The following is a 24,732-nucleotide window of genomic DNA, read 5'->3' on the forward strand; positions in this document are numbered from 1 at the left end:
CGGTCTGCGATAGAGGGCTCCGATCGTAGTCAGGCCCACCCGCCGCGCGGAGACGGAATAACCCTCGTTGCCAGCCCTGCCTCCACCCCCGTCTTCACCCGTGCGCCGCACCATCGGCGCTTCAGTCCGCGTACACGCCGGCCGCCTTGATGACCGGGCCGAAGCGCGCGACCTCGGCCTGCACGAACTTCTTGTGCTCTGCCGGCTCGACGCGCTTGTCGGCCACGACGACCGCGCCCAGGCCTTCCTCCTTCTTGATGAACTCCGGGTCCTTCAGCGCGGCCTTCAGTGCATCGTTGATCTTCTTGAGCACCGGCGCGGGCGTGCCCTTGGGCGCGTAGAGGCCGTGCCAGATCGTCACCTGGAAATTCTTCAGGCCCGACTCGTCCAGCGTGGGCAGGTCCTTGAGCGCCGGGGTGGACAGGCGCTGGAGCGTGGTCACGGCATAGGACTTGACCTTCTTGGCCTCGATCTGCCCGGTGGTGTTGGTGGTCTGGTCGCACAAGAGGTCGATCTGCCCACCCAGCAGGTCGGCGATGGCGGGTGCGGTGCCCTTGTAGGGCACGGTGGTCATCTCGGCCTTGAGTTCGCTTTGCAGCAGCAGGCCGCACAGGTGCGAAGCCGAGCCGATGCCCGCATTGCCCAGGTTCGTCTTGCCCGCGTTCTTCGTGATCCACTCGCGGAGCTGCTTGAAGTTGTTGGCTTCCAGCTGCGGCTTGCCGATGACAGTCATCGGCACGTCGTTGATCATGCCCAGGTATTCGAAGTCGGTCTCGTAGTTGTAGGGGAGCTTGCGATAGAGCACCGGCGTGGTCGCCATGCCGACATGGGTGAGCAGCAGCGTGTAGCCGTCCGCCTTCGCGCGTGCCACCTTGGCGTTGCCGATGGTGCTGCCGGCGCCGGCAGCGTTGTCGATCACGATGCTGGTGCCGTCCAGGGGTTTGCGCATCGCCTCGGCAAGGTCGCGCGCGACGCGGTCGGTGGGGCCGCCGGCTGCGAAGGGCACGACGATGGTGATCGGCTTGCCCGCGGGAAAGTCCTGCGCGTGCAGGCCGAGTGAGGCGGTGCAAAGGACCGCGGCAATTGCTGCGAGGGCGAGAGGCTTGTTCATGGATGCTTTCAAAGGTTCACTCCGGGAGACAGGGGGAAAAGGCGGGGACTGCGCTTCGTCCCCGCGGAGGGCTTACATGAAGCTGGACACCAGCTTCTTCGTGATGTCGAACAGCAGGTTCACCGGCGAAGGCCCGAACGACAGCCAGGTGCCTGCGAGCGGCTGCTGGCCTACGCCCGGCTTGGTCCAGTCGCAGACACCCCCGGGGAAGGCCGCGCTCAGACGCGCCCACTGCACCGGGTTGAAGGTCACGCTGTAGTCCGAGGGATTGAGCGGCTTCAGCTGGCACTTGGCGATGTCGTCGGTGAGCGGTCCGCCCGCGGCCATGCGCGGCGTGGTGCCCGCGGGGTAGAAGGTGTTGCACGCGCCCGGTCCGAAGGCGGTCTGTTCCTCGGTGTACTTCAGGCCCGCGTTCCAGCACGCGTCCTGCAGATCGGCCGGGCGATTGGCGGCGATCTTCTGCGCCTTGGTCCGGTCGGACGTGTCGGCTTTCGCGGCGGTGAGCCACTTGACCATTTCGTCGTACGCGGCAGCGGTGCCGCCACCCATGGTCCACATCACGTGGTTGTCGATGTTGCCGTTGGCGCGGCGCAGGCGCTCGCGCATCGAGAACGAATGGATCTTGGTGTGGATGTCGCCGCCGGTGTTGCCGTCGTTGTAGTCGCGCAGGTCGATGATGGCCGTGGACGCGAGGCCGCCTCCGCCGCTCACGATGCGGCCCGACTGGTAGGCGCGGCGCAGCGCGTCCGTATCGCCCACGGTGCGCGTGGCCGTGCGCTTCATGTCGCGGTCCACGCCGCCTATGCGCTCGTTCAGGTCGAGGAACTTGTCGATGCCGAGCTTGCCTTCGTTGAGCGCGTTCAGGCCGTACTGGATGCCCACGTTGTCGATCGGGCGCAGCGCGAAGCCCTCGGCCTCGGTCTTGCCGTAGACGTTCACGGTGTGGTCGAACACCGTGGCGCGCGCGCCGGTCGGGTTGGTCAGCGCGTTGTAGCGCTTGTCGGCCGGCACACCCGCGGGGAACGACACGGTGGGGTCGAGGCGGCCCGCACTGTTGCTCATGTTGGGAATGTTGCCGATCTGCAGGTAGCCCGAAATGGCCTGCTTTTCGGCTGCCGTATAGGCGAGCGCCGTGGTGGCCGGATCGTTGAAGTAGTTGTTGAGCACGCGCGAATCGTGCAGCTTGAAGATGGTGGAGGAAGTCACATCGGCGAACACCTGGCTCACCACCACTCCGTCGAACAGGCCCGGGTAGTTGTCGCTCGTCTGGTGGCTCTGGTATGAGCCGCCCGAGCCGCCGGTGCCGATGGTGTGGGCGGGCAGGCCGTAGTTCTCGATGAAGCGCTCCTTCACCATCGCAATGGTCTCCGAGGAGAGCTGATCGTTGCAGTTGGTGCCGAAGACGTTGAGCGTGGAGGTCGTCACCGCGAAGCCGCGGCTTTGGTAGATCGGGTTGATGAGCGTGGCGAAGTCGTTGCCCTGCTGGAACCAGCCGCCCTGGCAGCCGCCGCCCAGCGGGTAGAGCAGCGTGCCGTTCCAGTTGGCCGGGGGCGTGGTGGGAGAGGGCGGTGGCTCATTGAGCACGTCGTGCAGGATCGCCGACTGGTACAGGCCCCGGTTGATGGTGCCGCTCTCCAGCCGCACCACATAGGGCACTTGCTTGCCGTTGATGGTGAGGTAGGCGATGTTGGCCGGGTAGGCAGTGATCGACTCGGGCACAAAGCGGGTGTTGGCGCCGCCTGTGGTGCGGTAGTAGTAGTCCACGCGCGTCTCCACCGAGCACTTGCCGTCGTCCAGCGACTTGAGCACCTGCCCGCCCATGCGCGTGAATGTGGCGTAGCCGCACACGAAGGGCTCCTCGTGCGGGCCGGAGATGACCGGGCCGGTGACCGGGTACGCGGTGAGCGCGAGCTTGGTGCTGTAGCCGCCGTACTTTGCGACCAGTTCGTTAGCACCTTCCTTCAGGCCGGTGACCTTGCCCAGCAGGCGGCCGGTGGCGGCGTTGCGCGCGAAGGCGGCGGTAACGTCGCGGCCGTCCACTGTCACGGCAAGGCTGTCCGCCGGCCGCTCCTTGATCAGTTCGAGCTCGACCAGCGCATCGTCGCCAGTCACTAGCTGCGGCGCGGAAGAGAGCACGCTGACCTTGAGCGTGGCCTCGGGCGGTGTTGGCGGCGTGCCCGGATCTGGATTGCCGGGATTGCCCGGGTCCGGATTGCCCGGTGTGCCGGGGTCACCGGAAACGGGTGGAAAGAAGCTGAAGCCGCCACCTCCGCCGCTACCGCCGCCGCAAGCGGTGAGGATCAGCGCGGCCAGCAGTGCACTGGCGCGGGCCGGCGTCGTGCGAAAGCGTCTTGTGTTCCGGGAAGTCATGGTCAGGTCTCCGTCTTGTTGTGGTTGCGAAAAGAAAACAGGCATGCGGCGGCGCGACCCGGCAGGGCCGGGTCGTCGCGCGATGCGGGGGTCAGTGCGGACTGGAAGGGAAGGCGGGCGTCGGCTGGTCGGTCATGCGTGTCTCCATCCTCTGTCGGGTGTGCAACAGAGATAGCAACCGATGTGCCATGGCCGTCGCCGCGCGTAAGCCATTGAATTCAAAGGAGTTACTTCGAAAAGCTCATGGTTTTCCCGTGCAGCTCGGGCTGGAAAACCAGCCAGTGCCCGCCTGGGTAGTCTGGAAATCCGCACGGGCATTGGCTGACGGCGCTCTGCAATAACTGTATATTTATCCAGTATTCGAGACCAGACCTGACGTGGACCTCCAGCGCAAACTCGCCATCCTTGCGGACGCCGCCAAGTACGACGCCTCGTGTGCGTCCAGCGGCTCGCAGCCGCGCGACTCGCTCGGCGGCCGCGGCATCGGCTCGACGGAGGGCGCCGGCATCTGCCACAGCTTCGCGCCGGACGGGCGCTGCATCTCGCTGCTGAAGGTGCTGCTCACCAACCACTGCCAGTACGACTGCCTCTACTGCGTCAACCGCGCATCGAGCAACGTGCCGCGTGCGCGCTTTCGCGTCGACGAGGTGGTGCAGCTCACGCTCGACTTCTATCGCCGCAACTGCATAGAGGGCCTGTTCCTGTCCAGCGGCATCATCAAGTCGCCGGACCACACGATGGAGCAGGTGGTCGAGGTGGCGCGCACGCTGCGCGAAGAGCACGACTTTCGCGGCTACATCCACCTGAAGACCATCCCCGACGCAAGCGACGAGCTCATCGCGCGTGCCGGCCGCTATGCCGACCGCCTGAGCATCAACGTCGAAATGCCGACCAGCGAGGGCCTGCAGGCGCTCGCCCCCGAGAAGGACGAAAGCGCCATTCGCCGGTCGATGGCGCGGCTGCGCCTGCGCATCGACGACACGCGCGAAGAAGCGCGCCGCGTGGTGCCCATTCGCGCGCTGCCCGGCGCGTCGCCCACTGCCGCAAAGCCGCCGCCCTTTGCGCCCGCGGGCCAGAGCACGCAGATGATCGTGGGCGCCGATGCCACCGACGACCGGCAGATCCTTGCCTCGAGTGCCACGCTCTACGGCGCCTACAAGCTCAAGCGCGTGTACTACTCCGCCTTCAGCCCCATACCCGACGCCGCCCGCGCGCTGCCGCTGGTGGCGCCGCCGCTGATGCGCGAGCACCGGCTCTACCAGGCCGACTGGCTCATGCGCTTCTACGGCTTCGGGCACCAGGAAATCGTGGCCGAGCCCGACGGCCTGCTGCGGCTCGACGTCGATCCCAAGATGGCCTGGGCGCTTGCGCATGCCGACCGTTTTCCGGTCGACCTGAACCATGCGCCGCGCGAAATGCTGTTGCGCGTGCCGGGGCTCGGCGTGAAAGCCGTCGAACGGCTGCTGCAGGCGCGGCGCGTGCGCCGGGTGCGCGCGGACGACCTCCGGCGGCTGCATGTGCCGGCGCGCAAGGTGCTGCCTTTTGTGGTGGCCGACGGACACCGGCCATCGCGCGGGGCGCCCATGCCTTCGCCGGCACCGCAGCTTGCGGCGCAAGCCTCGCTGTTCTGAGCCCAGGGCAATCGCCATGCATGTGCGGCTCGACGACCCGGTCGATCTCGACGCCTTTCGCCGCCATGCGCGGCAGCTGCTCGCAGCTGGCGTGCCGCCGGACCGCGTCGAATGGAACGCAGCGCAGGCCGAAGGCGATGCCGCCGATCTTTTTGGCGCAGCGGGCGATGCCGCGCCGCAAGCAGCGCTTGCCTCCGCCGCACAGCACCAGCCCGTGCCCGCATGGTTCGTCGAACTGTGCGGCGACGTCATCCTGCACCGCGACGCGCAGCGCCTTGCGCTCTTGTACCGGCTGCTGTGGCGCCTTTCGCACGAGCCCGCCTTGCGGCATGACCCGCTCGACGCCGACCTGATGCAGGCCCGGCGGATGGCCAAGGCCGTGCACCGCGACATCCACAAGATGCGCGCCTTCGTGCGCTTTACCCGCGTGACGGGCGACGACGGCCTGGAACGCCACGTGGCGTGGTTCGAGCCCGAGCACCGCATCGTCGAAGCCAATGCACCTTTTTTTGCGCGCCGCTTCGCGCAGATGCGCTGGGCCATCCTCACGCCCGAGCGTTGTGTGGAATGGAACGGCCATGCGCTGGCCTTCCGCGATGGCGCCGACCGGCGCGAGAAGCCGCCGCCCGATGCCGGCGAGCAGCTCTGGCTGACCTACTACGAACACATCTTCAACCCGGCGCGGCTCAAGCTCGCGATGATGCGGCGCGAAATGCCGCGCCGCTACTGGCACAACCTGCCCGAGGCCGCGCTCATCCAGCCGCTGGCCCAGGCCGCTGCCGCGCGCAGCCAATCGATGATCGAGGCGCCGCCCACCGCGCCGCGCCGCATCCGCGCGCCCATTGCGCTGCACCTGCGGCCGGCGGCGGGCGTGGAACCCGCCAACCTTGGTGAATTGCGCGCCGCGGCGCATGCCTGCCGCGACTGCCCCATCGGCGCGCTTGCAACGCAGGCCGTGTGCGGCGAAGGCCCGCTCGGCGCAACGCACATGCTGGTCGGCGAGCAACCGGGCGACCAGGAAGACCTGGCCGGCCGTCCCTTCGTCGGACCCGCGGGCCAACTGCTCGACCGCGCCATGGCGCAACTGGGCTGGGCGCGCGACACCGTGTACCTGGCCAACGCCGTCAAGCACTTCAAGTACGAGCTGCGCGGCAAGCGCCGCATCCACAAGACCGCAGGCCAGCGCGAGGCCGAAGCCTGCGCCCATTGGCTGGACAGCGAGATTTCGCTGGTGCGTCCGCAGGCGCTGGTAGCGCTTGGCGCCACCGCCGCGCGCACCCTGCTGGGCCGCCCGGTGGCGGTGCAGGCCGAGCGCGGTGCGTGGCTGCACGAGCGCGGCGATGGCCGGGCTGTGTTCGTCACCCTGCACCCGTCGGCCCTGCTGCGCCTGCCCGACATGGAGCGCGCCGAAGCCTTCGAGCGCTGGCTTGCCGACCTTGCGATGGCGCGCGGCACGCTTTCTGCTGCAGTCCCGGCATGAAAGAACCAGCATCAGCCTGCGCCCCTTTGAGCGTCGCGCCACTCACGCCGCATGCCTTTGCGCCCTTTGGCACCGTGATCGAGGCACCCGATGCCGGAGGCCGCGCCATTAACGGCGGCAACGCAAGGCGCTTCGACCTGCTCGACAACCTGCAGCTCGATGCTGCGGGCGGCCGCGCGATGCTCGCGCTGTTCCGCGCCGAGGCGCGCAGCTTTCCGCACGGCGTGGCAGAGATGGAACGCCATGCGCTCGGCAGCCAGACCTTCGTGCCGTTGGGCGAGCGGCGCTTTGTGATCGTGGTCGCTCGCGCAGGCGAAGCGCCGGCCTCTGCGGGAGGCCTGGCCGCCTTCGTCACCGACGGCCGGCAGGGCGTGGTGCTCGCGCCCGGCACCTGGCACCACGCGCTGCTGGCGGTGGATGCGGGAGACTTCGTTGTGATCGAGCGCGCCGGAGAAGCGGTCGATTGCGATCTTTGCGCGCTCGCCGCGCCGGCGGTTGTCGACTGGAAGGGCTAGGCGCGTTTGCCTGGCCAGCGCCGCCAACGCCTCGTGGTCTTCGATGATGTCGAGGGGAACCTCGAAATACTTCCGCACCTGCACCCGGCGGGCGTCAGCCGGCGGCAATGCTTTCGGCCAGCCGGATCAATGAACGGTCGGAGCCGGCCGGCCCCAGCAGCGACAGGCCGAGCGGCGCACCATCGCGCCGCGCGAGCGGCATCGAAAGCTGCGGAAAGCCGCTGAGCCCCGCAATGCACAGCATCTGTATCGCGCGGTTGCGGTAGTCCTCCAGCCCGGCCTCGCTCTCGCTGCGAAGCGGCGCAATGTCGGGCATGGTGGGCATCAGCAGCACGCCGTCCGTGCCCAGCAGCGCGGCCAGATGCGCGCGAAAAGCGGTGCGGAAGACACGCGCGGCCGTTACCTGCGCGTCGGTCACTTCACGCGACCACGCAAAGCGCTCGGCCACGCCGGGGCCCAGCGGCGGTGCGTAGCGTTCGATCAGCGGGCCGTCGGTGAGCCAGGCTTCGCGCGACTGCAGGTAGCGAAAGTTCCAGTACATCGCGTCGAACGATTCCATTGCCACTGCCGTGCCCTGCGCCGGTCCGAGCAGGCCCTGCACGCGGTCTACCACGCCTTGCAGCGCCTTCGTGGCGGCGGGCGCGGCCAGGGCCCACACGTCGTCGGGGCCCAGCAGGCGAACGCGTTCGGGCAGGGCCGGCGCGTCGGCGCCCAGCAGCACATCGGCCACGCGCGCAAAGGTGCCGATGTCGCGCGCGAACCAGCCGCAGGTGTCGAAGCTCGGCGCTAGGTCGAGCGCACCTTCCAGGCTTACGCGGCCATGCGTCGGCCGCAGGCCGTACAGGCCGCAGTGGTTGGCCGGCGCGCGCACCGAGCCGCCCGTGTCGGTGCCGAGCGCAAAGTCGCAAAGGCCGGACGACACCGCCGAGGCCGAGCCCGACGACGAGCCGCCCGTGATGCGGTCCTTGGCGGCGCCATTGATGGGCGCACCGAAATGCGCGTTGTTGCCGTTCATCGAGAACGCGAGTTCGTCGGTCACCGTCTTGCCCGTAAAGCGCGCGCCCGCATCGAGCAGCTTTTGCACGGTGGGCGCGGTGCGCGTCTTTATGCCCGACATCGCCAGCACGATCGGGTTGCCGCCCCCGGTGGGGTAGCCGGCCACGTCGAACAGGTCTTTGGCCGCAAAGCTCAGGTCGGCCAGCGGGCCGGTAGGGGCATGCGGCACTGGCGCGTCGGGGTACGGAACGAAGGCGTGGGCGGGATCGTGCAAGGGCATGGTGCGTAGGTCGATATGTGGGTGCGAAGTGCGCAGTCAGGCTGCCAGCGTGGGCGCGAGGGCCGCAGCGGCAGCGGTGTGGAGGCAGCGCGCGCGGTGGCCAGGCGCCAGCTCGACCAGCGGTGGTTGCGCTGCGCGGCAGGCGTCGGTTGCGAGCGCGCAGCGTTCGGCAAAGGCGCAGCCCGGCGGCAGTGCCGAAAGATCGGGCGGCGCGCCGCCAATGGTCTCCAGCCGCGTGCCGCGCGCCAGTGCGCCGTGCGCGCGGCTCTTGAGCAATGCAATGGTGTAGGGATGGCGCGGCGATCGGATCAGTTCGCGCGCGGTGCCTTCCTCGACGATGCGGCCGGCATACATCACGGCGATGCGGTCGGCCACCTCGACAGCGGCGCCGATGTCGTGCGTGACGAAGATCACCGACAGGCCCAGGTCGCGCTGCAGCTCGCGCAGCAGAAGCAGGATCTGGATTTGCACCGTGGCGTCGAGCGCGGTGGTCGGCTCGTCGGCCAGCAGCAGCTGCGGCTTGCAGGCCAGCGCCAGCGCAATCATCGCGCGCTGGCGCATGCCGCCAGACATCTCGTGCGGGTAGGCCGCCAGGCGTCGCTCGGGGCTGGGAATGCGCACGCGCTCGAACAGCGCGAGCGCGCGTTGGTGCGCCTCGGCCGCCGTCACTTTCTTCTCGTGCCGGCGGATCGATTCGACGATTTGCGCGCCGACCGAATACACCGGATCGAGTGCGAGCAGCGGCTCCTGGAAAATCATCGAGGCAACCTTGCCGCGAAAATCGTCGAGCTCGCGCGCGGGCATCGCAAGCACGTCGCGCCCCGCCACCTGCACCTGTCCGCCCATGCGCGTTCGGCGCTCGGGGTGCAGGCGCAGCAGCGTGCGCATCGTCACGCTCTTGCCGGAACCCGATTCGCCGATCAGCGCGACCACTTCGCCGCGCTGCACTTCGAGGCTCACCCCGCTGACCGCATGCACGGGCTTGCGGCCGCCGCTGAAGGTAACGCTCAGGTCGCGCAGGCGGACCATCGGCTCGCCGGCGGGATTGACGTTGCCGTTGTTGCCCCTGTTGTTGCCGCTGCTGCTGCTCATGCTGCCTGCCTCATGGGCGGTTGTGCCATCGGGTGTCCACTGCCAGGCTCGAGAACCAGGCAGCTCGCCGCATGCCGCGACCCCATGGCCACGGGCTCTGGAGCCACCCGGCTGCACACCGGTGCGGCCATCGCGCAGCGCGGATGAAAGCGGCAGCCCGAGGGCGGGTTGATGGGGTTCGGCGGGTCGCCGGCCAGCGCGGCTTCTTCGGTGCGGTTGTCGGGGTCCATCGAAGGCATCGACGAGAGCAGGGCGCGGGTATAGGGGTGCGCGGGCGCATCGTAGAGCGCGTCGGCCGGGCCGATCTCGGCCACCTGGCCAAGGTACATGACCATGACGCGGTCGCTCACGTAGCGCACCACGTTGAGGTCATGGCTGATGAAAAGATAGGTGAGGCCGAACTCGGCCTTGAGGTCGAGCAGCAGGTTGATGACTTGCGCTTCCACCGACTTGTCTAGCGCCGACACGGCCTCGTCCAGAATCACCATGCGCGGCTGCAGCGCAAGCGCACGCGCAATGTTGACGCGCTGGCGCTGTCCGCCCGAAAGCTCATGCGGATACCGTTCGGCAAAGCGCTGCGGCTCCAGGCCCACGCGCGCAAGCAGGTCGCGCGCACGCGCCACAGATTCGCGCCGGCTCACGCCATGCACTTGCGGTCCGAAGGCGACCGAGTCTTCGATGGTGAGGCGCGGGTTGAGCGAGGCATAGCTGTCTTGAAAGACCATCTGCACCTGGCGCCGAAACTCCTTGAGCGGAAGTTCGCGGCCGCCGACTTCACGGCCGTCAAAAATCACCTCGCCCCGGGTCGGTGCAATCAGCTGCATGAGCAGCCGGGCGGTTGTCGACTTGCCGCAGCCCGACTCGCCGACGACGCCGAGCGTTTCACCTTTCAGCACTTCGAAATCGACGCCGTCTACTGCACGCACCACACCGCCGCCACGGCCTAGAGGGTCTTTCTTGAGCGGAAAGTGCTTGACCAGGCCTGTGATAGTGAGCAGCGGTTGTGCGGGGCCGCCTATGTCTTTTAGTGCGTCCATGTTGTCCTTTGTTGCTCTTGTTCTGGGCGATGCTGTTCAGGGCTTGTGCACAGGCCACCGGGTACTCCCCTCCGCGAATGTCCCCCGCCTTCGGCTCCTCCTTTATTTCGCTGCGGGGAGCACCCGATGCCCTGTGCACTGGGGCGCGCTGCTGGTGTTCCGACGATCAACGACCGCTCTGTACAACGCACCCGCTGGCGGGGTGCCTTGCGCAGCGAAATAAAGGAGGAGGCCGCAGGCCGGGGGACATTCGCGGAGAAAGGTACCCCGTCGGCGGGTGAGCACCCCGAACGCTCCCCACCGCGGCGAACAAAAAAAGCGCTCATCTTCATCCCTTGTTGTCCATCGCCGACCGCAATCCATCGGACAGAAGATTGAAAGAGATCGAAGTGATGAAGATCATCGCGCCGGGCAATGCGGCAACCCATGGTTGCACATAGATCGCGGTGCGCAGCGTGTTGAGCATCAGCCCCCACTCCGGCTCCGGCGGCTTTACGCCCAGGCCCAGGAACGACAGGCCCGAGGCCAGGATCATCGACACCGCGATCAGGCTTGTCGCGTACACAAAGATAGGCCCGAGCACGTTGCCCAGCACATGCACCCGCACGATGGTGAACGGGTTGGCGCCCGAGGCGCGCGCGGCCTCCACGTAGTCGCGCGTGCGCACCTGCGTGGTCACGCTTTCGGCCACGCGCGCAATCTGCGGAATGAACACGATGGTGAGCGAGATCAGCGAGTTGACCACGCCCGCACCCAGCGTGCCCGAGAGCGCAATGGCCAGCAGCACCGACGGGAAGGCGTAGAACACGTCGATGGTGCGCATGATCAGCGTGTTGGTAAAGCCGCCTGCGTAACCTGCAACGATGCCGATCACCGTGCCGAGCACGAAGGCGCAGATCACCGGCGTGATGCCGATGAACAGCGACAGCCGCGCGCCGACGATCAGGCGCGACAGCATGTCGCGGCCCAGCTCGTCGCTGCCGAGCGGCAGGCCTTCGGTGCCGATGGGTTTTAGCCGCTTGAGCATCGACGATGCGTAAGGGTCTGCCGGCGCGAGCCAGGGGCCGAATACGGCCAGGCCTATGAGCAGCAGCACCATGAAGGCGGCGCCCATGGCGACCGGATCGCGCGTGAAGCGCAGCAGGGCCGAAGTCCAGTAGCCGCGCGAACGCTGCATCGGCAGCGGTTTTACATCGGCGGCTGTTGCAGCAGCCGGGGAGGGGATGGGGAGTGCGCTCATGGTGGTCAGGCCCGCGCAATCCGCGGGTCGAGCATGGTTTGCAGCACGTCGACCAGCAGGTTCAGCAACACGAAGAACAGCGCCAGCACCAGGATGGTTCCCTGCAGCAGGGGCAAGTCGCGCTGGAAGATGGCGGAGTTCAATAGAAAGCCGGTGCCCGGCCAGGAGAACACCGTTTCGATCAATATCGAGCCGCCGAGCAGGTAGCCCAGCTGCAGGCCCATCACTGCCAGCGCCGTGGGCGCCGCGTTCTTCACCATATGGCGGAACACGCCGAAGTGCGTGAGGCCCTTGGCGCGCAGCCCGACGATGAATTCCTGCTCCAGGATGTCGGCCACCAGCGCGCGCACCGTGCGCGCGATGATGCCCATGGGAATCACCGACATGGTGAGCGCGGGCAGCAGCAGAAACTGCACGTGCTCCCAGTCCCACGCCCAGTCGCTCGAACCGCCCGGGCCCGCGCCCGTGGCGGGCAGCCACATGAGCTGCGACGAGAAAACGATCACCATCACCATGCCCAGCCAGTAGTGCGGCACGCTCACGCCCAGCACCGACAGCATCGAGGCGAAGCGGTCGATCCACGAGTTGCGGAAGTAGCCCGCCACAAAGCCGAACAGGCAGCCCAGCACAAAGCCGATGAACGTTGCCACCACGGCCAGCCGCAGCGTGTTGCCCACGGCAGTGAACACCTCGCCCGCCACCGCCCGGTTGCTCGCAATCGAAACGCCCAAGTCGCCATGCAGCGCGCGCCATATCCACATTGCGAACTGCTCGGGCAGCGAACGGTTGAAGCCGTACAGCTCGCGCAGCTGCGCCTGCAGGTCGGCCGAGGCATCGGGAGGAAGAATCGACACCAGCGGATCGCCGGGCGCGATGTGCACCAGCAGAAAGCACACCAGCGCCACGCCGATCATGATCGGCACGGCGTAGACCACGCGGCGCAGAAGGTAGGCCAGCATCAGTCCATCGTCATGGTTGCGATGTCGATGAACCAGCTCTTGGGCTGCACCACGTTCTTTACCTTGGCCGACAGGGCGCGCGGGCCGACGTCATGCGCAATCCAGACGAAAGGCGCGTCGTCCACGATGTGCGCGTGCAGCTTGGCCAGTGCGGCGTCGCGCGCCTTGTCGTCGAAGCTGGTGCGAGCATCGGCTACGAGCTTGTCGACCTCGGCATTGCCGTAGTAGCCCCAGTTGTTGGACACCGGCGGAAAGGTCTTGGTGCTTACGAAGCGCACCATGGCAAAGAACGGGTCCATGGCCGCGAAGCTCACGTTGGTGGCGTTGGCGCCGTTGGCAGACGGATCTTTCACGCCCTTGCGCCAGTTGGTGAAGAGCGTGTTCCATTCGATCACGTCGAACTCCACGTCGAAGAAGCATTGCTTGAGCGACTGCTGCGCAAACTCGTTCATGGGCAGCGGCTGCATCTGGCCCGAGCCCGAGGCCGAGATCTGCACCTTCACCTTGATCGGCTTGGCCGCCGAGTAGCCGGCCTGCGTCATCAGCGCCTGCGCGGCCTTTACGTCGTACTTGATGTCGAACTTGGGGTTGCCCCACCACGGATGACCGGGCGGCACGGTGCCCTTGGGCTCGGCCATCATGCCGCCGAGCAGCTGCTTCATGCCGCCGCGGTCGATGCACAGGTTGGCGGCCTGGCGCACGCGCTTGTCGAGCCATGGCGACCCTTCGGCGAAAGACAGTTGCCACGGCCACACATGCGGCTGCGCGTTCGAATAGATCTTGAATCCGCGCTGCGTGATCTGCGGCATGGCGTCGGGCGCGGGGGCTTCGATCCAGTCGACCTGGCCGCCCAGCAGCGCGGCGGTGCGCGCGTTGGCTTCGGGCATGGGCAGCATCACCACCTTGTCGATCTTCGGCACGCGCTTGGCATCCCAATAGGCCTTGTTGGCAGCCAGCTCCAGCCGCTCGCGCGCCACGAAGCGCGTGACCTTGAACGGGCCCGAGCCCGCGGGGTCGGCGGCAAAGGCGGTCCATGCGGCCTTGGCCTTGTCCGCGGGCGTGGCGCCGGCCGCGGCGTCGAACTTCTTTTGCCACTGCGCGGGCGAGGCCATGAACAGGTTCGTCAGGTTGATCGGCAGGAATGCATCGGGCTCGCTGGTGGTGAGCTCGACCGTCATGTCGTCGACCTTGCGCGCGGTGCGCAGCGTCGGCATGCGCGATGCGGTCACACCCACCTGGCTCGGGTCGAACTGCGGGGCGTCCTTGTCGAGCACCTTCTGCACGTTCCACACCACGGCGTCGGCATTGAAGGCCGAGCCGTCATGAAACTTGACGCCGGGCCGCAGCTTGAAGACCCACTTGGTCTTGTCCTTGGCGTCGACGGCCCATGAGGTGGCAAGGCCGGCGATCAGCACGCTCGGCGCATCGGCCTTCGACAAGTCCCACTGCGTGAGCGAGTCGTAGATGGGAATGCCTGTGAAGCGGTTGCCCTCGAAGCCCTGGTCGGGCTGGCCCAGCGTGCGCGGAATGTCTGCCGCGGTCATGGCGATGCGCAGCGTTTTTTCCTGGGCCAGGGCCGGCGTTGCCAAGGCCAGGGTGGCCATTGCCGCGCAGGCGGCCAGGGGTTTCAGGATCGAGGCAGGAACAGCACGCTTCACATGGAACTCCTAGGGATGAAAGGCAAAAGGTGTCGAACCGGTGATGAAGCACGACGTGTGCCAGCCATTGGTTTCCACGCTTTCCTCGGGACGGGGCGTGTTCGGCCGCACGCCGTACCGGCTAGGCCATCCGGCGAATGGACGCGGCCGGGCCCGGTTTTCACAATGCATCCGTTCGTACTTCACGTTCCACGTTCGAAAGCAGACGATGACCGTACTCAGACAAGGCTCGATCGGCCCGCAGGTTCGCCAGCTGCAAGAGGCCCTGAACAGCAAACTGCGTCCCAGCCCCGGCCTGGTGCCCGACGGCCAGTTCGGCTCGCGCACGCGCGCCGCCGTGCTCCGGCTGCAGGCCGAGAACTGGCTGGTGGAAGACGGCGAGGCGGGGCCGTGCACGCAGAACGTGGCCTTCGACACCGAAGGCAATGCGCCCATCCTCCACCCGATCAGCCTGATCCCGCAGCCTACGCCCACGCAGTGCTGGGCGGCGAGCACCGCGATGATCACGCGCACCAGCGTGCCCGCGGTGCTGGCGCGCACGCCGCCCGACCTGATAGCGCCCGGCGGCGGGCTGCGCAATTCGTCCGACACCAACGACGCCATGACCAGCGGCCAGCGCTATGCCTCCGCGCACGGGCTCACGGTGCGGCCGCCGATGTCCTGGCCGGTCAGCGCGCTGCGCGATGCACTGCGAAGCGGCGCGCTGATGTTCGACATGCTGTGGAAGTCGGGCGAGTACGCCGAAGGCTTCGGCAGCCCCGGCCACATGATCGTCGTTGCGGGCATTCGCGGCGACAACGACCCGAGCGGCCGCGGCACCACCTTGCGCATCTTCGATCCGTGGCCGCCCAACATCGGCGCGCGCTATTCGGTCGGCTATTTCAAGTGGATCCAGGAAGTGCCCACCCGCACCTACCGCGTGTTCCAGCGCTAGCCCGGCCAGGGGCACCACGCAGGAGGGCGATGCGACAATTGCCCTCCCATGACAGACACCCTCACCATCACCCGCCCGGACGACTGGCATCTGCACGTGCGCGACGGCGCCGCGCTCGAAGCCGTGGTGCCGCACAGTGCCCGCCAGTTCGGCCGCGCGCTGATCATGCCCAACCTGCGCCCGCCCGTAACCACCGCAGCGCAGGCCGCGGCCTACCGCGACCGCATTCGCGCCGCGGTGCCCGAAGACACGGCCTTCGAGCCCGTGATGTCGCTCTACCTGACCGACAAGCTGCCGCCCGAAGAAATTGCCCTGGCGGCCCAGGCTGGCGTGCGCGCGCTCAAGCTCTACCCGGCCGGCGCCACCACCAACAGCGATGCCGGGGTGACCGACATCCGCCACACCTACAAGACGCTCGAAGCCATGCAGAAGCACGGCCTGCTGCTGCTCGTGCACGGCGAAGTGACCGACCCCGCCATCGACCTGTTCGACCGCGAAGCCGTCTTCATCGACCGCGTGATGATTCCGCTGCGCCGTGACTTTCCGGAGCTCAAGGTGGTGTTCGAGCACCTCACCACGAAAGAGGGCGCTCACTACGTGCGCGACGCAGGCCGCTTCACGGCTGCCACCATCACGGCGCACCACCTGCTGTACAACCGCAACGCCATCTTCACCGGCGGCATTCGCCCGCACTACTACTGCCTGCCCGTGCTCAAGCGCGAGACGCACCGCGTGGCGCTGGTCGAAGCGGCTACAAGCGGCAGCGACCGCTTCTTTCTGGGCACCGACAGCGCGCCGCACCCGGCGCACCTGAAGGAGCATGCGCTCGGCTGCGCCGGTTGCTACACCGCCCTCACCGCCATCGAACTCTATGCCGAGGCCTTCGACAGCGTGAACGCGCTCGACAAGCTCGAAGGCTTTGCAAGCTTTCACGGCCCCGACTTCTACGGCCTGCCGCGCAACAGCGGCACCATCACGCTGAAGCGCGAAAGCTGGACCGTGCCCGAGACGGTGCCTTACGGCGACGCCACGCTCAAGCCGCTGCGCGGCGGTGAGGCCGTGGCCTGGAGACTCGCATGACGCCCACGCTGCGCGTGATGCTGCTGATCGATGCCGACAACGTTTCGGCCGACGTGATCGAGCAGGCCGTGCAGCGAACCATGTCGGAGTACGGCGCGGTTCATGTGCGCCGTGCCTACTGCAACGCCGAAACCGCGCTCAAGCAGCAGGCACTGTTCAAGCGGCTGTCGGTGCGGCCGATGGTCAATATTTCGGCTGGCAAGAACAGCACCGACATCGCGCTTGCCGTGGATGCCATCGACCTTGTCATGGCCGAGCGCCCCGATGTGGTGGTTTTGGTCTCTTCGGATTCCGACTTTGCGCCGCTCGTGATCCGCCTGCGAGAAAAGGGCTGCCGCGTGTGCGGACTCGGGCAGCAAGGCAAGACCGGCGACGAGACGGTGATGGTCTATGACGAGTTCACCGACCTGCGTCACCATGGTGCGCCGGTGGCACCGCGCGCCGCGCCGGCGAAGAAGGCTGCGGCCAAGGTAGCTGCCAAGCGGGTATCCGCCAAGACCGAGAAGAAGAGCGCGGCCGCGCCGGCCCGCAAGACCGCGGCCAAGGCACCGGCCCGAAAGACCGCCAAGGCAGCGAAGGCAGCACAGGCGCAACCGCCTTCCGAGGCTGCCGAGTTCATCCTGCAGGCGGCGCCCGCGCTGCGAAGCGGTGCCGACGTGCCACTTAACGACGTGGCCCAGGCCTTGCGCGCAGCCGGGCTGCTCGGCAAGCACGGCAGCTCACTCAAGCTGTTCGACAAGCTCCCGGCGGAGTTCACCGTGCTGCAGCATCCAGACCGCATCCGTTGGACAGGGGCTCACGCGCCTTGAGCCTGGCGGCGATCGACTGGGCGCAGCCCTGGCTTGCGCCTTATCGCGCCATCGGCGAGCCGGCGGCCCAGGCTGCACTTCGCACCACATCGGTCGCAGCAGCGCTGCAGCACGGCGCGGTGCCGGGCGCCTCGCCCAGGTTTGTGCCGCAGTTCGATCTTCCCGCGGGTCAAGCCTACGAAGCGCATATCTTCCAGACCCGCACCGTACCCACCCGCGACAACCTGCACGACTTCTTCAACGGTCTTGTCTGGCTTGCCTACCCGCAAAGCAAGCGCCGCCTCAACGAGCTGCAAGCCGCGGAGATCGCCCGCAGGGGCATCGCGTCCACGCGCGGCCCGCTGCGCGATGCGCTCACGCTCTTCGACGAGAACGGCGCGGTGCTCGATGCACCGGAGGCGTTGTGGAAGGCGCTGGCCGCGCGCGACTGGCACACGCTTTTCGTGACGGAGCGCCCGCTGTGGGCCGAAGCCCGCCTGCTCGTGTTCGGCCATGCGCTGCTCGAGAAGCTCACCGCTCCGCGCAAGGCAGTCACCGCCCATGTGCTGCTGCCTCCGCCAGGTGCGGACGGCCTGTCAGTGCTGGACGACCGTGCACTGGCACGCAGCCTCGACGCGGATTACCTGGTGCAAAAACCCTTCGTCCCGCTGCCGGTGCTGGGCGTACCCGGCTGGTGGCCGGAAAACGAGTCGCCAGATTTCTACAACGACGCGAAGGTCTTCCGCCCCCGGCGGTAGAACTTTTGCTCCTATCATCGCTCTACCCGCAAGCCGCCGTGCCGGCCGCCTTCAGAACCAAAAGACAACAACGGAAGGGGGCCAGTCGTTGCACGGCTTGAAGAGGACCATCCGGCCCTCATCTGTGCGGCAGCGTTCCCCCATGGAGAATCCAACTTGAAACGTATCCTTCTGTTCGTTTTGACCAATGTGATGGTCGTTGCAGTGCTGGGCATCGTCGCCAGCCTGCTCGGCGTCAACCGCTTTCTGACGGCCAACGGGCTGAACCTGACAGCATTGCTCGGCTTTGCGCTGATCATGGGCTTTGGCGGCGCGATCATTTCGCTGCTGATCAGCAAGCCGATGGCCAAGTGGACCACCGGCATCCGCATGATCGACAACCCCCAGTCGCCCGATGAGGCCTGGATTGTCGGCACCGTGCGCAAGTTTGCCGACAAGGCCGGCATCGGCATGCCCGAGGTCGGCATCTTCGAGGGCGAGCCCAATGCCTTTGCCACCGGCGCGTTCAAGAACTCGTCGCTGGTGGCGGTGTCCACCGGCCTCTTGCAGAACATGACGCGCGAAGAGGTCGAGGCAGTCATCGGCCACGAGGTGGCGCACATCGCCAACGGCGACATGGTGACGATGACGCTGATCCAGGGCGTGATGAACACCTTCGTCGTGTTCCTCTCGCGTGTGATCGGCTATGCGGTCGACAGCTTCTTGCGCCGCGGCGACGACCGCTCGTCGGGCCCCGGCATCGGCTATTACGTGAGCACCATCGTTCTGGACATCGTGCTGGGCTTTGCGGCTGCCATCGTCGTGGCCTGGTTCTCGCGGCAGCGCGAGTTCCGCGCCGACGCCGGCGCCGCTGCGCTCATGGGCAACCGCCAGCCGATGATGAACGCGCTCGCCCGCCTGGGCGGCCTGCCGGCCGGCGAACTGCCCAAGGCGGTCGAAGCCATGGGCATCACGGGCAGCATCGGCAAGCTGTTTGCCACGCATCCGCCAATCGAAGAGCGCATTGCGGCGCTGCAGAACTCGCGCTGATCTTTCGCGCTGAATTCGCGCTGACAAAAAAAGCCGCCACGGTTGCCGTGGCGGCTTTTTTATTGCACTGAAGCTGTTCGTGACTAGTACGAGCGCAGAGAAATGCCCCAGCGCCCCGCAACGCGGGTGGCTATCCAGAGATTGCGGTGCGTGCTCAGCACCATGCCGGCCTCGTCTTCACGCGTGTAGGTGACGACGAAATGCACCTTGTCGGCGCTGGCCAGCACGGCTTCCTTCGACTGGTACCGCGTGCGGCGCCATCCCGAAGCCTTGAGCTTGTCGAAAAAGCCGGCCGGGTGGTTGCCCGGCGCCTGCCACTCGAGGCGCTGCGCGCCCGAGAGCATCACATGCGGAAAGTGAAGCTCGCCGTCCATGCCCGCGGTGTCGCAGGCATTGAAGCGTTCGGTGAAGCGATCGAGGCAGGCGGAGGCCTCGCGGATTGCATCCGCCTCCGCGCCGCTCGCAGAGGCCGCCGGTGCGACGAAGCTCGCGAAGTCGGTCACGGGTGGCTCCGGCGGCAACGGCCCGGGCGCTCAGGCGGCCGGAGAGGCCGGCTGCCGCTCGGTTCGCGCACGTGCAAGCGTGCGTGCCACTTCGTCGGCGTCCATGCCGTACATCTCGGCAAACGCCTGCTCGCTGTCGCGTCCGCTGGCCTCGAAGGCGCGCAGCAGTGCTTCGCGCTTGGCCGCTTGCCGCCCCAGTTCGGCCAGCGCTTCGTCGAGCACGGCGTTGGTTTCTTCGTCGCGCGAGCGCACCAGCACCGCATAGGCTTCGCGGTCGAGGCCCGACGCTTCCACCGCGCGGGCAATGCGTGCCACCAGCTGCGGACGCAGGTCTTCGCCGGGGTTGCGCTGCGCGCGGCGGCGGTGGAGCTCCAGGATGGCGTGGTGCACGTGCTCGGGCGCCACGGGTTCAACCACGTTGCCGTCCAGGTCGTGCCGCGGAAGGCCCGCCGCCACCGCTTCAAGGTAGCGCGTGGAGCGTGCGTGCAGGCCGAGCGCAACCTTCAGCTCGTCTTTCTTGAAATCGTCCGGATGCTTTTCGAGCAGGTCCTGGAACACGCCCAGCTTGAGCGGCAGGAAGCGCGCACCGAACATGCCGGGATAAAGCTCGAACAGCTTTTCGAGCGCGGGGTGCACCTTGCGGGCGCGCTGCGGCTGTTGCTGCTGCGGCGCGGCCTGCTTGCCGGCCCTTTGCTTTTGCTGTTGCTGCTGCCGTGGCTGGCGCGGCTGCCGGGGCGGGCGGGCACCCTCGGCGCGGGGCTGCTGGGCAGCGCCCTCGGCTTCCGTTTGCCGGACTTCCTGGATTTCTTCTTGAGGCGTGGCGGTGTCGGTCATCGGTCGGTTCTTGTCAGGTTGGCAGCAGGCAGAAAGAAAGCAATGTTCCCTCGCGCTCAGCGCGGTCGGAACATCTTGAAGAGATTGTCGGGGCTGATCTCGAAATAATCAGCCGGGCCGCCGCCGCGCAAGATGGGGCGCGCGGCAGCTGTGTCGTAGATGCCGTTTTTCAGCAGGTGCCGTGCAATGTGCACGCCCACCACTTCACCGAGGATGAGCCAGGTGGGCACGGGCACGCCGTCCACGCCTTCGAGCTGCAGCAGTTGCGTGAGCCGGCATTCGAACGACACGGGGCTTTCTGCCACGCGCGGCACCGCAATGTTGCGCGAAGCCACGGGCGTGAGGCCTGCAAGCTCGAACTCGTTCACCTCGGGCGGCACGGCCGCGCACGACTGGTTCATTCGCTCGGCCAGCGGCCGGGTGGCCAGGTTCCAGCCGAACTCGCGCGTCTGGCGGATGTTGTGCAGGCTGTCCTTGGCGCCGATGCTCGCAAAGCCGACGATGGGCGGCGTGTAGTTGAAGGCGTTGAAAAAGCTGTACGGCGCAAGGTTGAGCGCGCCGTTCTCGTCTTGCGACGAAATCCATCCGATCGGCCGTGGCCCGACCATTGCATTGAACGGATCGTGCGGCAGGCCATGGCCCTTGGCGGGCTCGTAGAAGTGGAAGCCGTCTTCGCTGTCGTTGCTGGCGGTGGTGTTGTCGATGCTGGACATGGCTGTGGCTCCTTATGCTCCGGTGACGACGCTGCGAGCCACCGCTTCGGCCACCTTGATGCCGTCCACGCCGGCCGAAAGAATGCCGCCCGCGTAGCTTGCGCCTTCGCCGGCCGGGTACAGGCCGCGCACGTTGAGGCTTTGAAAATCATCGCCGCGCGTGATGCGAATCGGCGACGAGGTGCGCGTTTCAACGCCGGTCAGCACCGCGTCGTGCAGGTCGAAGCCCTTGATCTTGCGGCCGAAGGCGGGAAAGGCCTCGCGCATCGCCTCGATGGCATAGGCCGGCAGTGCCTGGTGCAGGTCGGTGGGCGTCACGCCGGGCTTGTACGAAGGCAGCACGCTGCCGAGCGCAGTAGAAGGCTTGCCCGCGATGAAGTCGCCCACCAGCTGGCCAGGCGCGCGGTAGTCGCCACCGCCGAGCACGAAGGCGTTCGATTCGAGCTCGCGCTGAAGCGCGATGCCGGCCAGCGCGTCACCCGCGGTTTCGGCCGTCCAGCCCGGAAAGTCGCGTGGGTCGATGCCCACCACGATGCCCGCGTTGGCGTTGCGCTCGTTGCGCGAATACTGGCTCATGCCGTTGGTGACCACGCGGCCCGGCTCGCTGGTGGCCGCAACCACCGTGCCGCCCGGGCACATGCAAAAGCTGTAGACCGAGCGGCCATTGCTCGCGTGGTGCACCAGCTTGTAGTCGGCCGCGCCGAGCAGCGGATGGCCCGCATGGCGGCCCCAGCGTGCGCGGTCGATCAGGCCCTGGGGGTGCTCGACGCGAAAGCCAATGGAAAAGGGCTTGGCCTCGATGTGCACGCCGCGCTCGTGCAGCATGGCAAAGGTGTCGCGCGAACTGTGGCCAAGCGCCATTACCACGTGGTCGGCGCGCAGCTCGCTCGACTGGCCCGTGGCCTGGTCGACCACCGTGAGGCCGCGCAGGTGCTTGCCGTTGGGGCCGTCTTCGATGTGCACATCGGTCACGCGCTGCTCGAAGCGGATCTCGCCGCCCAGCGCCACGATCTGTTCGCGGATGTTCTCGACCACCTTCACCAGCTTGAAAGTGCCGATGTGCGGATGCGCGACATAAAGGATTTCAGGCGGCGCGCCGGCCTTGACGAACTCTTCCATCACCTTGCGGCCAAGGAAGCGCGGGTCCTTGATCTGGCTGTAGAGCTTGCCGTCCGAAAAAGTGCCGGCGCCGCCTTCGCCGAACTGCACGTTCGACTCGGGGTTGAGCACGCTCTTGCGCCACAGGCCCCAGGTGTCGCGGGTGCGCTGGCGCACTGTTTTGCCGCGCTCGAGCACGATGGGCCTGAAGCCCATCTTTGCGAGCATCAGCGCCGCAAAGATGCCGCAGGGGCCAAAGCCGATCACCACCGGCCGGGGCGCACCCTCGGGCGCATGCGCCGGCGGCGTGTAGCGCATGTCGGGCGCGGGCTGTATGTGCGGATGGCCGGCGTGCCTGGCGAGCAGGGCGGCTTCCAGCTTTGCATCGGCCAGCTGCACGTCGCAGATGTAGACCGTGAGCAGGTCGATCTTGCGCGCATCGAAGCTGCGCTTGAAGACGGTGTGGGAGGCGATCGCTTCGAGCGGGACGTCGAGGGTCCGGGCGATCAGGGTGACGAGCGCTTCAGGCGCGTGGTCGAGCGGGAGTTTGAGTTCGGAGATTCTCAGCATGACGGTGGCTTGTGGTTATCAAGCAGACCGCGGATTTTACGCGCCCGAGGCGCTATGAAAGAGATAGCTGCTCAGGCTGGCAAAAAGCCTTCGACCGAGAGATAGCGCTCGCCCGTGTCGTAGTTGAAGCCCAGCACCACCGCATCGGGTGCCAGCGAGGGCAGCTTCTGCGCAATGGCCGCGAGCGTGGCGCCGGAAGAAATGCCGACCAGGATGCCTTCTTCCACCGCGCAGCGGCGCGCCATTTCGCGGGCCGGCTCGGCATCGACCTGCAGCACGCCGTCGAGGAGCGAGGTATCGAGGTTCTTGGGAATGAAGCCCGCGCCAATGCCCTGGATCGGGTGCGGCGAAGGCGCGCCGCCGGAGATGACGGGCGACGCCACCGGCTCCACGGCAAACACCTGCAGCTTGGGCCACTTCTTCTTGAGCACCTTCGCCACGCCGGTGATGTGGCCGCCCGTGCCCACGCCGGTGATGATCACGTCGATGCCGTCGGGAAAGTCGGCAGCAATTTCCTCGGCCGTGGTGCGCACATGCACCTCGATGTTGGCGGGGTTGTTGAACTGCTGCGGCATCCATGCGCCCGGCGTGCCGGCCACGATTTCTTCGGCGCGGGCGATGGAAGCCTTCATGCCGCCGGCGCGCGGCGTCAGGTCGAAGGTGGCGCCGTAGGCCAGCATCAGGCGGCGGCGCTCCATCGACATGCTGTCGGGCATTACCAGAATCAGCTTGTAGCCCTTGACGGCCGCCACCATCGCAAGGCCGATGCCGGTGTTGCCCGAGGTCGGCTCCACGATGGTGCCGCCGGGCTTCAGCGCCCCGGATTTCTCGGCGTCTTCGACCATCGCCAGCGCAATGCGGTCCTTGATGGAGCCGCCCGGATTGGCGCGCTCGGACTTGATCCACACCTCTTGTTTTGCATTGCCGAACAGGCGGTTGATGCGGATGTGCGGCGTGTTGCCGATGGTCTGGAGGATGTTCTGGGCCTTCATTGGGTCTCCTTGGGCTTTATGGGACAGGGCAGGTCGGTCGAAGCGCCATTGTGAAACGGGCTGCCTGCGGATGCGAGAGGATGAGGCGATAATTCCCTTCGTGAAGCACGCCAGACCGCCGCTGGTGCAAGCCCGAAAGGGGCGACGCCGCAAGGCGCCGCGTCGAAAGACCGCACTGGAGGAACGTCCGGACTGCACAGGACAGCGCAGGAGTTAACGACTCTCCACCGTGAGGTGAGGATCAGAGCAACAGAGACGAGCCGATTAAGTTCGGGTGAAACGGGCAATCTCTGCGCGCAGCAACACCAAGTAGGCCAGTATCGAGGTGGTTCCGCTGAGCTGGCGGGTAGGTGGCATCGAGCCGTTTGGCGACAAACGGCCCAGAGTAATGGCGGTCACGTTGGGGGCAACCCCAACGCACAGAATCCGGCTTATCGGCGGGCTTCACACTTTTTCTTGCCCCGGGGCAGCGGCTCATCGCGCCGCTGCCGCGGAGCGCACCCTCAGCGCGTAAACAGCCAGCCGCCCTTGGGCTGGCGCATCAACTCGTGCCGCCGCACAGAGCGCTCTTCGCCGTCGTCGCCCACGTACACCACGTCGAAGCGCAGCAGCCTGGGCGACACCATCTTCCAGTTCTGGATGCGCTTGACGGTGACGCAGGCTGTCTTGTCGTGGTAGTGCATTTCGGCCATGGGGCCGCCCTGGAAGCCCGTTCCGTCGAACAGCCGCCCGGGCGCCGCAAAATGGTTGAGCACGGCGCCGTTGCGCGCCGTGATGCAGCCTTCGGTGCGCACAAAAGACTCGATGGTGGGCGCGGCGCTTTGCACGATCTTGGCGACGGCCGGCGTGGGCGGCTTGGCGACGATGGCCTCGCGAATGCGCTCCACCTGCTCTTCGGTAATGGGCGCGAGCCCGCTGGGAGATACGACCGGCGGCGGGGCCTGCGGCGCAGGCGGCGATTGGTTGGGCAGCAATGGCGCCAGGTAGCTGCAGCCCACCAGCGCAAGAGGCGCCGTGCAGGCGAGTGCTGCGGTTCCGATTCCGAACTTCATCTCTTTTTCTCC

At 67.0% G+C, this 24,732-nt stretch carries 22 protein-coding genes and 1 other RNA gene; 9 read left to right on the forward strand and 14 right to left on the reverse strand.

Going from position 1 to position 24,732, the window contains the following annotated elements:
- Nucleotides 1–121: 121 nt before the first annotated feature.
- A complete protein-coding gene (locus tag J2X67_RS14025) occupies nucleotides 122–1,111 on the reverse strand; it encodes a tripartite tricarboxylate transporter substrate-binding protein (RefSeq protein ID WP_309953879.1) in 990 nt (329 codons plus the stop codon).
- A gap of 72 nt (nucleotides 1,112–1,183) precedes the next feature.
- Nucleotides 1,184–3,481, reverse strand: coding sequence for a DUF6351 family protein (locus J2X67_RS14030; protein WP_309953881.1), 2,298 nt, complete (start codon nucleotides 3,479–3,481; stop codon nucleotides 1,184–1,186).
- A 377-nt stretch (nucleotides 3,482–3,858) separates the two neighbouring features.
- Between J2X67_RS14030 and J2X67_RS14035 the strand changes: the two genes are divergently transcribed.
- The 3 genes from J2X67_RS14035 to J2X67_RS14045 are packed head-to-tail and all read left to right on the forward strand — an operon-like array spanning nucleotide 3,859 to nucleotide 7,107.
- A complete protein-coding gene (locus J2X67_RS14035) occupies nucleotides 3,859–5,112 on the forward strand; it encodes a putative DNA modification/repair radical SAM protein (protein ID WP_309953882.1) in 1,254 nt (417 codons plus the stop codon).
- Nucleotides 5,113–5,128: 16 nt separating this feature from the next.
- Nucleotides 5,129–6,592, forward strand: a complete 1,464-nt coding sequence (locus J2X67_RS14040; RefSeq protein WP_309953884.1) for a UdgX family uracil-DNA binding protein — start codon at nucleotides 5,129–5,131, stop codon at nucleotides 6,590–6,592.
- Nucleotides 6,589–7,107 carry an ureidoglycolate lyase gene (locus J2X67_RS14045; protein WP_309953886.1) on the forward strand — a complete coding sequence of 173 codons (519 nt, stop codon included), beginning with the start codon at nucleotides 6,589–6,591 and terminating at the stop codon, nucleotides 7,105–7,107. Before J2X67_RS14040 ends, J2X67_RS14045 begins: the two co-directional genes overlap by 4 nt.
- Nucleotides 7,108–7,201: 94 nt before the next feature.
- Here the strand turns inward: J2X67_RS14045 and J2X67_RS14050 are convergent, their stop codons facing one another.
- The 6 genes from J2X67_RS14050 to J2X67_RS14075 form a co-directional block, all read right to left on the reverse strand.
- On the reverse strand, nucleotides 7,202–8,383 hold the full coding sequence (locus tag J2X67_RS14050) for an amidase (protein WP_309953887.1): 1,182 nt from the start codon (nucleotides 8,381–8,383) through the stop codon (nucleotides 7,202–7,204).
- A gap of 36 nt (nucleotides 8,384–8,419) precedes the next feature.
- The gene (locus J2X67_RS14055; protein ID WP_309954085.1) at nucleotides 8,420–9,412 is read right to left on the reverse strand and encodes an ABC transporter ATP-binding protein; all 993 of its coding nucleotides are present in this window, start codon (nucleotides 9,410–9,412) and stop codon (nucleotides 8,420–8,422) included.
- A 59-nt stretch (nucleotides 9,413–9,471) separates the two neighbouring features.
- The gene (locus J2X67_RS14060; RefSeq protein WP_309953888.1) at nucleotides 9,472–10,512 is read right to left on the reverse strand and encodes an ABC transporter ATP-binding protein; all 1,041 of its coding nucleotides are present in this window, start codon (nucleotides 10,510–10,512) and stop codon (nucleotides 9,472–9,474) included.
- A 328-nt stretch (nucleotides 10,513–10,840) separates the two neighbouring features.
- Nucleotides 10,841–11,752 carry an ABC transporter permease gene (locus J2X67_RS14065; RefSeq protein WP_309953889.1) on the reverse strand — a complete coding sequence of 304 codons (912 nt, stop codon included), beginning with the start codon at nucleotides 11,750–11,752 and terminating at the stop codon, nucleotides 10,841–10,843.
- 5 nt (nucleotides 11,753–11,757) lie between these two features.
- Nucleotides 11,758–12,711 carry an ABC transporter permease gene (locus J2X67_RS14070; RefSeq protein ID WP_309953890.1) on the reverse strand — a complete coding sequence of 318 codons (954 nt, stop codon included), beginning with the start codon at nucleotides 12,709–12,711 and terminating at the stop codon, nucleotides 11,758–11,760.
- Entirely contained in the window at nucleotides 12,711–14,369 is a 1,659-nt protein-coding gene (locus J2X67_RS14075) for an ABC transporter substrate-binding protein (protein ID WP_309953892.1), read from the reverse strand. Before J2X67_RS14075 ends, J2X67_RS14070 begins: the two co-directional genes overlap by 1 nt.
- A gap of 208 nt (nucleotides 14,370–14,577) precedes the next feature.
- On the opposite strand from J2X67_RS14075, the gene J2X67_RS14080 reads away from it, so the two are divergent.
- From J2X67_RS14080 to htpX, 5 genes are all read left to right on the forward strand, one after another.
- The gene (locus J2X67_RS14080) at nucleotides 14,578–15,303 is read left to right on the forward strand and encodes a peptidoglycan-binding protein (protein ID WP_309953894.1); all 726 of its coding nucleotides are present in this window, start codon (nucleotides 14,578–14,580) and stop codon (nucleotides 15,301–15,303) included.
- Nucleotides 15,304–15,351: 48 nt separating this feature from the next.
- On the forward strand, nucleotides 15,352–16,383 hold the full coding sequence (pyrC, locus tag J2X67_RS14085; RefSeq protein ID WP_309953895.1) for a dihydroorotase: 1,032 nt from the start codon (nucleotides 15,352–15,354) through the stop codon (nucleotides 16,381–16,383).
- Nucleotides 16,380–17,192 (forward strand): NYN domain-containing protein, encoded by an 813-nt coding sequence (locus J2X67_RS14090; RefSeq protein ID WP_309953897.1) that lies wholly within the window; start codon nucleotides 16,380–16,382, stop codon nucleotides 17,190–17,192. Before pyrC ends, J2X67_RS14090 begins: the two co-directional genes overlap by 4 nt.
- Nucleotides 17,189–17,929 (forward strand): DUF3025 domain-containing protein, encoded by a 741-nt coding sequence (locus J2X67_RS14095; RefSeq protein ID WP_309953898.1) that lies wholly within the window; start codon nucleotides 17,189–17,191, stop codon nucleotides 17,927–17,929. Before J2X67_RS14090 ends, J2X67_RS14095 begins: the two co-directional genes overlap by 4 nt.
- A 156-nt stretch (nucleotides 17,930–18,085) precedes the next feature.
- Nucleotides 18,086–18,958: a protease HtpX gene (htpX, locus tag J2X67_RS14100; protein ID WP_309953900.1), complete on the forward strand. Its 873-nt coding sequence runs from the start codon at nucleotides 18,086–18,088 to the stop codon at nucleotides 18,956–18,958.
- Between the two features lie 83 nt (nucleotides 18,959–19,041).
- Here the strand turns inward: htpX and J2X67_RS14105 are convergent, their stop codons facing one another.
- From J2X67_RS14105 to cysK, 5 genes are all read right to left on the reverse strand, one after another.
- Nucleotides 19,042–19,461, reverse strand: a complete 420-nt coding sequence (locus tag J2X67_RS14105; protein ID WP_309953902.1) for a hypothetical protein — start codon at nucleotides 19,459–19,461, stop codon at nucleotides 19,042–19,044.
- A 30-nt stretch (nucleotides 19,462–19,491) separates the two neighbouring features.
- On the reverse strand, nucleotides 19,492–20,295 hold the full coding sequence (locus tag J2X67_RS14110) for a ProQ/FINO family protein (protein WP_309953904.1): 804 nt from the start codon (nucleotides 20,293–20,295) through the stop codon (nucleotides 19,492–19,494).
- A 56-nt stretch (nucleotides 20,296–20,351) separates the two neighbouring features.
- The gene (locus J2X67_RS14115; RefSeq protein ID WP_309953906.1) at nucleotides 20,352–21,008 is read right to left on the reverse strand and encodes a flavin reductase family protein; all 657 of its coding nucleotides are present in this window, start codon (nucleotides 21,006–21,008) and stop codon (nucleotides 20,352–20,354) included.
- A 12-nt stretch (nucleotides 21,009–21,020) separates the two neighbouring features.
- Nucleotides 21,021–22,676: an NAD(P)/FAD-dependent oxidoreductase gene (locus J2X67_RS14120; RefSeq protein ID WP_309953908.1), complete on the reverse strand. Its 1,656-nt coding sequence runs from the start codon at nucleotides 22,674–22,676 to the stop codon at nucleotides 21,021–21,023.
- Between the two features lie 71 nt (nucleotides 22,677–22,747).
- Nucleotides 22,748–23,668 carry a cysteine synthase A gene (cysK, locus tag J2X67_RS14125; RefSeq protein ID WP_309953910.1) on the reverse strand — a complete coding sequence of 307 codons (921 nt, stop codon included), beginning with the start codon at nucleotides 23,666–23,668 and terminating at the stop codon, nucleotides 22,748–22,750.
- A 102-nt stretch (nucleotides 23,669–23,770) separates the two neighbouring features.
- On the opposite strand from cysK, the gene rnpB reads away from it, so the two are divergent.
- Nucleotides 23,771–24,118, forward strand: an RNA gene (rnpB, locus tag J2X67_RS14130) — RNase P RNA component class A.
- Nucleotides 24,119–24,171: 53 nt separating this feature from the next.
- Here the strand turns inward: rnpB and J2X67_RS14135 are convergent.
- Nucleotides 24,172–24,720 carry a hypothetical protein gene (locus tag J2X67_RS14135; RefSeq protein WP_309953912.1) on the reverse strand — a complete coding sequence of 183 codons (549 nt, stop codon included), beginning with the start codon at nucleotides 24,718–24,720 and terminating at the stop codon, nucleotides 24,172–24,174.
- Nucleotides 24,721–24,732 lie beyond the last annotated feature (12 nt).

Origin of the sequence: Variovorax sp. 3319 (assembly GCF_031456585.1) — a bacterium.
In the GTDB taxonomy this organism is placed as follows: Bacteria; Pseudomonadota; Gammaproteobacteria; order Burkholderiales; family Burkholderiaceae_C; genus Variovorax; species Variovorax paradoxus_P.

Coding starts and splice junctions, on each gene's coding strand:
- J2X67_RS14025 (WP_309953879.1), bottom strand. CDS start 1,111: ATGAACAAGCCTCTCGCCCTCGCAGCAATTGCCGCGGTCCTTTGCACC.
- J2X67_RS14030 (WP_309953881.1), bottom strand. CDS start 3,481: ATGACTTCCCGGAACACAAGACGCTTTCGCACGACGCCGGCCCGCGCC.
- J2X67_RS14040 (WP_309953884.1), top strand. CDS start 5,129: ATGCATGTGCGGCTCGACGACCCGGTCGATCTCGACGCCTTTCGCCGC.
- J2X67_RS14045 (WP_309953886.1), top strand. CDS start 6,589: ATGAAAGAACCAGCATCAGCCTGCGCCCCTTTGAGCGTCGCGCCACTC.
- J2X67_RS14050 (WP_309953887.1), bottom strand. CDS start 8,383: ATGCCCTTGCACGATCCCGCCCACGCCTTCGTTCCGTACCCCGACGCG.
- J2X67_RS14055 (WP_309954085.1), bottom strand. CDS start 9,412: ATGGTCCGCCTGCGCGACCTGAGCGTTACCTTCAGCGGCGGCCGCAAG.
- J2X67_RS14060 (WP_309953888.1), bottom strand. CDS start 10,512: ATGGACGCACTAAAAGACATAGGCGGCCCCGCACAACCGCTGCTCACT.
- J2X67_RS14065 (WP_309953889.1), bottom strand. CDS start 11,752: ATGAGCGCACTCCCCATCCCCTCCCCGGCTGCTGCAACAGCCGCCGAT.
- J2X67_RS14070 (WP_309953890.1), bottom strand. CDS start 12,711: ATGCTGGCCTACCTTCTGCGCCGCGTGGTCTACGCCGTGCCGATCATG.
- J2X67_RS14080 (WP_309953894.1), top strand. CDS start 14,578: ATGACCGTACTCAGACAAGGCTCGATCGGCCCGCAGGTTCGCCAGCTG.
- pyrC (WP_309953895.1), top strand. CDS start 15,352: ATGACAGACACCCTCACCATCACCCGCCCGGACGACTGGCATCTGCAC.
- J2X67_RS14090 (WP_309953897.1), top strand. CDS start 16,380: ATGACGCCCACGCTGCGCGTGATGCTGCTGATCGATGCCGACAACGTT.
- J2X67_RS14110 (WP_309953904.1), bottom strand. CDS start 20,295: ATGACCGACACCGCCACGCCTCAAGAAGAAATCCAGGAAGTCCGGCAA.
- J2X67_RS14115 (WP_309953906.1), bottom strand. CDS start 21,008: ATGTCCAGCATCGACAACACCACCGCCAGCAACGACAGCGAAGACGGC.
- J2X67_RS14120 (WP_309953908.1), bottom strand. CDS start 22,676: ATGCTGAGAATCTCCGAACTCAAACTCCCGCTCGACCACGCGCCTGAA.
- cysK (WP_309953910.1), bottom strand. CDS start 23,668: ATGAAGGCCCAGAACATCCTCCAGACCATCGGCAACACGCCGCACATC.
- J2X67_RS14135 (WP_309953912.1), bottom strand. CDS start 24,720: ATGAAGTTCGGAATCGGAACCGCAGCACTCGCCTGCACGGCGCCTCTT.